Source organism: Pseudomonas sp. AC239 (assembly GCF_979258545.1).
The window spans coordinates 2,375,990-2,384,312 of sequence record NZ_OZ409864.1; the positions used below are offsets into that span (position 1 = coordinate 2,375,990).

Here is an 8,323-nt window from a genome sequence, read left to right on the forward strand (position 1 = left end):
TTTTCCGGATGCCGACATGACTGCCCTGAAGAACGACCGCTTCCTCCGTGCCCTGCTCAAGCAACCCGTTGACGTCACCCCTGTGTGGATGATGCGCCAGGCCGGTCGCTACCTGCCGGAGTACCGCGCCAGCCGCGCCCACGCCGGCGACTTCATGAGCCTGTGCATGAACCCGGAATTCGCCTGCGAAGTCACCCTGCAACCGCTCGACCGCTACCCGCAACTGGACGCGGCGATCCTGTTTTCCGACATCCTCACCATTCCCGATGCCATGGGCCAGGGCCTGTACTTCGAGACCGGTGAAGGTCCGCGCTTCAAGAAAGTCGTCAGCACCCTCGCCGACATCGAAGCCCTGCCGATCCCTGACCCGCACAAAGACCTCGGCTATGTCATGGATGCGGTCAGCACCATCCGCCGTGAACTCAACGGTCGCGTACCGCTGATCGGCTTCTCCGGCAGCCCATGGACGCTCGCGACTTACATGGTCGAAGGCGGCTCGTCGAAAGACTTCCGCAAGACCAAGGCGATGCTCTACGACAATCCGCAAGCCATGCACCTGCTGCTCGACAAGCTGGCGCAGTCGGTGACCTCGTACCTCAACGGCCAGATCATGGCCGGTGCGCAAGCGGTACAGATCTTCGATACCTGGGGCGGCAACCTGTCGGCGGCGGCGTATCAGGAATTCTCGCTGGCCTACATGAAGAAAATCGTCAGCGGCCTGATCCGCGAGAACGACGGCCGCAAAGTGCCGGTGATCCTCTTCACCAAGAACGGCGGCCTGTGGCTGGAAAGCATCGCCGAAGCCGGCGCCGACGCCCTCGGCCTGGACTGGACTTGCGACATCGGCAACGCCCGCGCCCGCGTCGGCGACAAGGTCGCGTTGCAAGGCAACATGGACCCGACCGTGCTCTACGCCAAACCGGAAGCGATCCGCACTGAAGTCGGGCGCATTCTGGCCAGCTACGGCAAGGGCAGCGGCCACGTGTTCAACCTTGGCCACGGCATTACGCCGGAAGTCGATCCAGAACATGCCGGCGCGTTCCTGCGTGCGGTGCATGAGCTGTCGGCTCAGTATCACGAGTGATCAGCGCCCAATAAAAAACGCCCGGCCAAATGCCGGGCGTTTTTGTTCGCACGATCCAATGTCGGACACAGATCAACTGTGGGAGCGAGCCTGCTCGCGAAAGCGGTGTGTCATTCAGCACTGATGTTGCCTGACACAGTGCATTCGCGAGCAGGCTCGCTCCCACGGGTTTTATGTCACGCTTTGACACCCTGCAACGGCGGCAACTTCGCCAGCTTCAACGCCACCAGCAGGGCAATCAGCAACAACGCACCAATAAACAAGCCGATCCCGTTCCACCCGCCCAGATGCCAGAACACCCCGCCCGCCGTCCCGGCAATGCTCGATCCGGCGTAATAACTGAACAGGTACAGGGAAGAGGCCTGCCCCTTGGCCGTCAACGCGCGCCGGCCGATCCAGCTGCTCGCCACCGAGTGCGCGGCGAAGAAGCCGAAGGTGAACACCAGCATGCCGATGATCACCAGCAACAACGAAGTGAACATGGTCAGTGCCAGTCCGGCGAACATCAGTGCAATCGTCGCCCAGAGCACTTTGCGCCGCCCCAGTTTGTCCGCCAGCGAGCCGATCTTGGCCGAGCTGTAGATACCGGACAGGTAGACCACCGAGAGCAAACCGACAAACACCTGATCGAGGTTGTACGGCGCCGCCAGCAAGCGATAGCCAATGTAGTTGAACAGCGTGACAAACGCGCCCATCAGCACAAACGCTTCAAGAAACAGCAGCGGCAGGCCGGCGTCGCGAAAGTGCATGGTGAAGCCGTCGAGCAGGCTGCGCGGGTGCAGTGAGCGGGCGCGGAAGTTGCGCGACTCCGGCAGAATCTTCCAGAACAACGCCGCTGCGACCAGCGCCAGGCCGCCGATCACCAGCATCGCCGTGTGCCAGCTGACGAAGTCGATCAGCACGCCGGTGATCAAGCGTCCGCTCATGCCGCCGATCGCGTTGCCGCCAATGTACAAACCCATCGCCAGACCGATGTGTTGTGGATGGATTTCTTCGCTCAGATAGGTCATCGCCACCGCTGCGAGCCCGCTCAACGACAGGCCGATCAGCGCGCGCATGATCAATACGCCGTGCCAGCTCGGCATCATCGAACTGGCGATGGTGCACAACGCGGCAGCGAACAGTGCGGCGACCATCACCGGCTTACGTCCGATGCGGTCGGAAATCGGCCCGGTGATCAGCAGACCGAAGGCCAACATGCCGGTCGCCACCGAGAGGATCAGACTGCTCTGCGCCGCGTTGATCCCGTATTCGTGGGACAGCAGCGGCATCATCGGTTGCACGCAATAGAGCAGCGCGAACGTCGCAAAGCCGCCACAGAATAGCGCCAGCACCGTGCGCATGAACGCCGGCGTGCCTTTTTCGATGTAGATCTCCTGCAGCTCGGCGCGCACATCGTCGTCGGCAGCGGGCGGGATTTCGTGGGCAAGGGGCGCGACAGCAGTTTTCACTTCAGACCTCGGAGAGCGCAGCCGGGCAGGCAATGAAAAAATCATATAGCTGGCTAATGTTTCTATCCAATATATTGTTCGACCTGTTTGATAGCTTCAGCGACCTAATGGGAATTCTATGGAACTGCGTCATCTGCGTTACTTCATTGCCGTCGCCGAAGAACTGCACTTTGGCCGGGCCGCACAGGTGCTGGGCATCTCGCAGCCACCGCTGAGCCAGCAGATTCAAGCGCTGGAGCAGCAGCTCGGCGCACGCCTGTTCGAGCGCACCAATCGTCGGGTCGAGTTGAGCGAGGCGGGCAGGTTGTTTCTGCAGGAGGCGCGGCTGGTGCTGGCGCAGGTCGACAAGGCAGCGGATGTGGCCCGGCGCGCGCAGCTTGGTGAGCTTGGCGAACTGAAGATTGGCTTCACCTCGTCGGCACCGTTCAATTCGACCATTCCGCAGGCGATTTTTTCCTTTCGTCAGCGCTTTCCGGCGGTGCATCTGAATCTGCGCGAAATGAGCAGCACCATGGTCGCCGATGCCTTGGTGGACGAGTCGATCGAAGTCGGCATCATGCGCCCGCTCGGATTGCCAGATTCACTGAGTGTTGTGGAGTTGATGCGCGAGCCATTGGTGGCGGTGCTCAGTTCCAAGCATCCGTTGGCCCAAGGCAGCGACGAAGGCCTGTTTCTCTCGGCGCTGGCGCTGGAACCGTTCGTGTTTTTTCCGCGCAGCTATGGCAGCGGGCTCTATGCGCAACTGCTAAACCTGGCCCGTGACGCCGGCTTCAGCCCGCATTTTGCCCAAGAGGCTGGCGAGGCGATGACCATTATCGGTCTGGTGGCGGCGGGATTGGGTGTGTCAGTGCTGCCGGCGTCTTATCAACGCATGCGCATTGATGGCGTGGTCTATCGCCCACTGCTTGATCCTGAAGCGATTTCCGCAGTGTGGCTGGTGCAGCGCAAAGACCAGAAATCGCCGATGGCCAGGGCGTTTGTCGAACTGCTTACGCACAAGGTTGAACCGCTGACGGTGTGAAGGCGCCTGGCGCTTTCGCGAGCAGGCTCGCTCCCACAGGGAAACGCATTCCAAGGTGGGAGCGAGCCTGCTCGCGAAGGCGTCGGCCCAAACATCACAGATTTCAGGGCAACCGCACCAAATCCCCCTTCAAAGCCACCCGGGTAACAAAAACTCCTGCCCTGCACTCGTAGGTATTCAAATCCTTGCGCACATGCTGGTCGTAGTAACTGACGATATTCACAACCGCATTCGCCCCGACCCGCTTGGCATCAGCCTGCAATTTGATCAGATTCGACTGCAACACCCATTCACACGAAGCCTGATCGCTCTTGTTGAAGCCGTTGGTTTTCAAATCGCTGACCACCCCTCGGCGCAGCAACTGCTGAGTGTCCTGCGGCCCGTTGCCGATCAGGTAGAACTTAACACTGCCATCCAGCCGACCGGCGCGAATCGCGTCCGACAGCACGGTTTCGAAAGGCATGTACATGAGGTTGGTGGCATGGCCGGCACTGGGCAGTAGCGCGAAAAGCGCTGCGGCGATCAGGGCTTTCACTTGCATGGTCATCTCCTTTGACGGTGAAAGAGACTGCGAGGGCAGGTTACGGTGCTGCGACCTGCATCAGCGAGTGTAGATGCTGTTCAATCAGCGCAAAAAAAGGGCGCCAAACGGCGCCCTTTTGTCGTTTCTGGCGTTTATTGAACCTTCGCCAGATCACCCTTCAACGCAACGCCCGCCATGATCGCGCCGGCGTGGCATTCGTAGGTTTGCGCGTCCTTGCGCTCGTTGCGCTTGTAGAAGCTGACGATGTTGGTCACGGCGTTGGCGCCGGCGTTTTTCACGCTATTTCCGGCTAGATAGTCATCTCTTGCTGTAGCCGCCAGCCAATCACATCCAGTAAATCGCAACCATCGCGCAGAGACGTCACCAGCACCTTCGCCAGCTCACTGTAGATGCCCTCCTGGTGCGCCAGATTTTCCAGCAGTTGCGTTGCCGTTCTAATGCGATGCGCTGCCGTTTCGTGCAAAACATCCAGAGGTGCTTGGGTGTCGATCAGTAGCGAGGCGATTTTGCAGTCGATGCCGGTGATGGGCAGATATCGATCCATGAAAAAAGAACTTCTTTGGGCGGGAAAGTGCGCTCACTCGGTGATAAAGAGGTTGGCTCAAGCAAGCACCAAAGGAGGTTCCAGATTATCTAGCGCTCGGTTTAGGGCTAACTCGCACAATACGGCAAGTTGCTGAATAGCTAGCGCAATGTGGCGCTGCGCTCCCTCCAGTTCGCTTGCCAGATCGGTGGCCATTACGTTCAGAGAAGCGATGTTTTCACAGGCGTGACACAGAATGGACTCGTTATCGACATCAGGAACGACGGTGAACATATGGCTGACTTCGCATAGGTTGCGCGCGCGTTTGCGGGCAAGGAGTTCGGTGGCGTCCTCTGATGGCATGGTTAGACCGGCGTCCGGCCCATGGGGCTTCGGTAGCTGCAGATGATCGGAATTGTCGTTTGTCATTGGGCATCTCCCTGAAGGCTTAAAAAAAGCGGCGTCCATTCCACTTTTTCGTAGTTGATTTGATTGCGATAAAGCGCTTTTTACCTAGTCAGTTATAGCCAGAAACTCCCTTATTTTTAATCAAAAAATTTAACATATATGTAATCAAATGATTCTTTTGCTTCGTTTGTACGAGTGATCTTCCATTGTTGTAGGAGTATTCCTATCTGTTGCGTCTGTTATTCAACATCAACTTAAACGCGTTTTGCGAATGTACAATCATCTTTTTGGCGAGGTTGTATTGTATTTCTTGCCGTAGCGCGCGTTTCTTGGGCGCAGCATTCGTTTGGCGTGCTCGAATATAACCATTGGTGGGCAGATATCTTGATGCATAAGAAAGAAAAGACAGAAAAGCTGAAGAGGAACGTCAAATACCTCATAGAGAGTCGGGGTGAAACGCGTATGTCTCTATGTAATTCCAGTGGTCTCACCAGGACGACTATTTATAATATTCTTGAGGGACGGGTTGTTAATGTTCAGCAATCTACTATACGAAAAATATCGGACTTCTTTGGAGTGTCATATAAAGAAATTGAAACTGTCGACTTTCAAGAGAAAGAAATAATCGAGTCTACAGTTTCTCTTCATGGGAACATGAATCCGGCTGCAGTGCCTGTCATCAGGGAAACCTATCTTCTAAAGAATCTGGATAAGCGGATCGGTGAGTTGGTTGTATCTCACCCCTTGACATACTACTTCGGGTCAGCCAGCAATTTGATAGGTGTATTGCTGGAGAATGAGATACACGGGGCGAATGAAGCAGGTGATCTTTTAATAGTCAAGAAAGGAGCCTCAACCGCCGGAGCGAGCAAGCTTATTTACGACCGAGACACAAGGAAACTGTACATAATGCCTGGCTCAGATTTTGACGCCGAAGCATTATTGGTTATAGGAGATTTGGTTGAGGAGAGATTTAATGTCGGGAAGTATTGAGCCGGAAAACAATAAATATAAATTGCTTGGTTTTGTGGCGGACAAAAAGCTCGCGGTAATAATGGTTGTCTCAACAGGGAAGCTGATCAAAGTAAAGTTGGCGGAGTTACTGAAAAGCGATCTGATCGATGATCTCAGCAGGGCTGAAACCAGAAATATATACAGGAAATACTATTCCACAGGCTCGGCGTTAACTGCCTATGATATGACTGACCGAAATGAAAGGTCTTGGATGATTTATGTTGTTCTCAACCTTTTTCTACTGGTGCTATATGTCTTTTCGAATATTGGTGCGACCAAGCTTATCTATTTTGAGCGGTTTGACGTCGTTTTGACACCTGGGGTTTTTCTCTATCCTTTCACGTTTTTAGTCGTTGACATGCTTAACGAGTTGTACGGTTTCAAATTGGCGCGAAAGGCGATTTTCTTTGGTTTTATAAGTAATGCTTTGATAATTTTGTTATTGAGCGCGGCAGAAAAGATGCCGGGATTACCGGGATGGAGGCTTGATAGAGCTTACAGTGAGGTGGTGTTGCATGTGTCTTCGGTGTTATTGGCCTCATCTGTTTCCTTTTTGTTTTCTGAATATGCCAATTCATATCTTTTATGTAGAATCAAGCAGCTGACAAATTCTAGATATCTTTTTTTGAGGGTATTTTTTAGCACCTTCTTCGCTGTGTTGATAGACAGTGTCCTTTTCTGTGTTATTGCTTTTTATGGTGTCCTGGAGAACTCTGAATTGCTATCGGTAGTAATAGTTCAGATCACTGTGAAAATGTTCTTCGCTTTTTTCAATGTCCTCCCCGCATACGGCGCAAGGTCGCTTTTCAAGAGATTCGTGCCCGAAGCGCGAGTTATATAGTTATGGGGTACGGGCGAGAGATCTCCATCTCGCCCTCTTTATGATCAGGTCAGGTTAAACTCAACCTGTATCTCATGCTGTTCATAAACCTTTTCTTGTTTTTCAAAAACTCATTTAGCCCTCTCGATCGAAGGCTGCAGGCGTCACATTCGCCGCAGCCGCTGCCCTTTATCCCGTTGTAGCAAGACAGGGTGTGTTCGCGTACAAGTTCCAATTGGCCATGGTACTCGGCTAACGCCCAGGTTTCGGACTTTGTCAGCCACATCAATGGCGTTTCGAACTGTAATTGATAATCCATGCCTAGCTTGATAGCTGAATTCAAAGCCTTGACGAAATCATCACGGCAATCCGGGTAGCCTGAAAAGTCCGTTTCGCAGACACCTGTTATCACCGTCTGAGCTTGAACTTGATATGCATAAATCGATGCGAGAGTCAGGAACAAGATATTCCTGCCAGGTACGAACGTATTGGGCACTTCGTTGCCGGCTTCATTGGCTATCGGTACTGGAATGTTGTCCCGGGTGAGGCTGCTGACTGTCAGTTCGTTGAGCAGTTTCAAGTCCAGCACGGTATGGGCGGTAACGCCCAGCGCTTGCGCAAGTTCGCGCGCCGCTTCGATCTCGGCGCGGTGGCGCTGTCCATAGTCAAACGTAATACAGTGAATTTCGTCGTACTTCGGCAGTGCGTGGATCAAACAGGTTGTTGAGTCCTGGCCGCCGCTGAAAACGATAACCGCTTTTTTACGCATTGTTTCGTCCTTGGGTATGCCGCTTGATCGCGGCGGCATCAACCTTACAGAGTAGAAACTGTACTGAGTGTCGGACGCTTCCGAAATGACACACTGAGATTTCCGTATGTATCTTTTTTTGTTAATTAGATGAAAAAAGGGCACCGAATGGCACCCATATGGAAATTGGAGTAGGCGAAACAAGGCAACACTCTGCCGCAGCCACGCATATCCGGGTTGCTGTATTACTGAACCTTCGCCAGATCACCCTTCAACGCAACGCCCGCCATGATTGCGCCGGCGTGGCATTCGTAGGTTTGCGTGTCCTTGCGCTCGTTGCTCTTGTAGAAGCTGACGATGTTGGTCACGGCATTGGCGCCGGCGTTTTTCGCCGCCTGGTGCAGGCTGATGATTGCCGATTGGGCGACCCACTCGCAGGCAACTTCGTCAGATTTATTGAAAGCGTTGGTTTTCTTGTTGGTCACGGCGCCGGGGCTGACCACGGTGACTTTACCGGCCGGGGTGTTGCCGGCCAGATAGAATTTCACGCTGCCATCGATCTTGCCCGAGCGGGTGGCTTCGGCGACGGCTTTGTCGAATGGCAGGTAGACCGCCGTGTCGCGGGCCTGGCTGACCGCTGGCAAAGCGCAGAGCAGCAGGGTGACGGCGGCAAATTTCTTGAAGTGCATGAAGGTCTCCTTGACCTGGAT

The 8,323-nt window shown here is 54.5% G+C and carries 10 protein-coding genes and 1 pseudogene; 4 read left to right on the forward strand and 7 right to left on the reverse strand.

Annotated features, from left to right (window positions below; all coding sequences use genetic code 11):
* Positions 1-16: 16 nt before the first annotated feature.
* Positions 17-1,084 (forward strand): uroporphyrinogen decarboxylase, encoded by a 1,068-nt coding sequence (gene hemE / locus ACZ0AZ_RS10930; RefSeq protein ID WP_016772044.1) that lies wholly within the window; start codon positions 17-19, stop codon positions 1,082-1,084.
* 176 nt (positions 1,085-1,260) lie between these two features.
* On the opposite strand, the gene ACZ0AZ_RS10935 is transcribed toward hemE, so the two are convergent.
* On the reverse strand, positions 1,261-2,535 hold the full coding sequence (locus ACZ0AZ_RS10935; protein WP_463537360.1) for an MFS transporter: 1,275 nt from the start codon (positions 2,533-2,535) through the stop codon (positions 1,261-1,263).
* Between the two features lie 118 nt (positions 2,536-2,653).
* Here ACZ0AZ_RS10935 and ACZ0AZ_RS10940 point away from each other — a divergent pair, with 118 nt between their 5' ends.
* Complete coding sequence (locus ACZ0AZ_RS10940) at positions 2,654-3,556, forward strand: LysR family transcriptional regulator (RefSeq protein WP_463537361.1); 903 nt, start codon at positions 2,654-2,656, stop codon at positions 3,554-3,556.
* A 103-nt stretch (positions 3,557-3,659) separates the two neighbouring features.
* Here the strand turns inward: ACZ0AZ_RS10940 and ACZ0AZ_RS10945 are convergent, their stop codons facing one another.
* The 4 genes and pseudogenes from ACZ0AZ_RS10945 to ACZ0AZ_RS10960 form a co-directional block, all read right to left on the reverse strand.
* Positions 3,660-4,097 carry an excinuclease gene (locus ACZ0AZ_RS10945; RefSeq protein WP_463537362.1) on the reverse strand — a complete coding sequence of 146 codons (438 nt, stop codon included), beginning with the start codon at positions 4,095-4,097 and terminating at the stop codon, positions 3,660-3,662.
* Between the two features lie 134 nt (positions 4,098-4,231).
* Positions 4,232-4,378: pseudogene (locus ACZ0AZ_RS10950) on the reverse strand (excinuclease); the annotation flags it as partial.
* An 11-nt stretch (positions 4,379-4,389) separates the two neighbouring features.
* A complete protein-coding gene (locus ACZ0AZ_RS10955) occupies positions 4,390-4,644 on the reverse strand; it encodes a hypothetical protein (protein ID WP_129998255.1) in 255 nt (84 codons plus the stop codon).
* A gap of 57 nt (positions 4,645-4,701) precedes the next feature.
* Positions 4,702-5,052, reverse strand: coding sequence for a DUF6124 family protein (locus tag ACZ0AZ_RS10960; protein ID WP_372339869.1), 351 nt, complete (start codon positions 5,050-5,052; stop codon positions 4,702-4,704).
* Positions 5,053-5,418: 366 nt separating this feature from the next.
* Here ACZ0AZ_RS10960 and ACZ0AZ_RS10965 point away from each other — a divergent pair, with 366 nt between their 5' ends.
* Together ACZ0AZ_RS10965 and ACZ0AZ_RS10970 are read left to right on the forward strand one after the other, a co-directional pair.
* The gene (locus tag ACZ0AZ_RS10965) at positions 5,419-6,024 is read left to right on the forward strand and encodes a helix-turn-helix domain-containing protein (protein ID WP_463537363.1); all 606 of its coding nucleotides are present in this window, start codon (positions 5,419-5,421) and stop codon (positions 6,022-6,024) included.
* On the forward strand, positions 6,008-6,886 hold the full coding sequence (locus ACZ0AZ_RS10970) for a queuosine precursor transporter (protein WP_463537364.1): 879 nt from the start codon (positions 6,008-6,010) through the stop codon (positions 6,884-6,886). Before ACZ0AZ_RS10965 ends, ACZ0AZ_RS10970 begins: the two co-directional genes overlap by 17 nt.
* Before the next feature lie 49 nt (positions 6,887-6,935).
* Here the strand turns inward: ACZ0AZ_RS10970 and queC are convergent, their stop codons facing one another.
* Both queC and ACZ0AZ_RS10980 read right to left on the reverse strand, forming a co-directional pair.
* Positions 6,936-7,634, reverse strand: a complete 699-nt coding sequence (gene queC, locus ACZ0AZ_RS10975) for a 7-cyano-7-deazaguanine synthase QueC (RefSeq protein ID WP_263215659.1) — start codon at positions 7,632-7,634, stop codon at positions 6,936-6,938.
* A gap of 224 nt (positions 7,635-7,858) precedes the next feature.
* On the reverse strand, positions 7,859-8,302 hold the full coding sequence (locus ACZ0AZ_RS10980; protein ID WP_129998251.1) for an excinuclease: 444 nt from the start codon (positions 8,300-8,302) through the stop codon (positions 7,859-7,861).
* Positions 8,303-8,323: the final 21 nt, after the last annotated feature.

Coding starts and splice junctions, on each gene's coding strand:
- ACZ0AZ_RS10955 (WP_129998255.1), bottom strand. CDS start 4,644: ATGGATCGATATCTGCCCATCACCGGCATCGACTGCAAAATCGCCTCG.
- hemE (WP_016772044.1), top strand. CDS start 17: ATGACTGCCCTGAAGAACGACCGCTTCCTCCGTGCCCTGCTCAAGCAA.
- queC (WP_263215659.1), bottom strand. CDS start 7,634: ATGCGTAAAAAAGCGGTTATCGTTTTCAGCGGCGGCCAGGACTCAACA.
- ACZ0AZ_RS10940 (WP_463537361.1), top strand. CDS start 2,654: ATGGAACTGCGTCATCTGCGTTACTTCATTGCCGTCGCCGAAGAACTG.
- ACZ0AZ_RS10960 (WP_372339869.1), bottom strand. CDS start 5,052: ATGACAAACGACAATTCCGATCATCTGCAGCTACCGAAGCCCCATGGG.
- ACZ0AZ_RS10970 (WP_463537364.1), top strand. CDS start 6,008: ATGTCGGGAAGTATTGAGCCGGAAAACAATAAATATAAATTGCTTGGT.
- ACZ0AZ_RS10945 (WP_463537362.1), bottom strand. CDS start 4,097: ATGCAAGTGAAAGCCCTGATCGCCGCAGCGCTTTTCGCGCTACTGCCC.
- ACZ0AZ_RS10980 (WP_129998251.1), bottom strand. CDS start 8,302: ATGCACTTCAAGAAATTTGCCGCCGTCACCCTGCTGCTCTGCGCTTTG.
- ACZ0AZ_RS10965 (WP_463537363.1), top strand. CDS start 5,419: ATGCATAAGAAAGAAAAGACAGAAAAGCTGAAGAGGAACGTCAAATAC.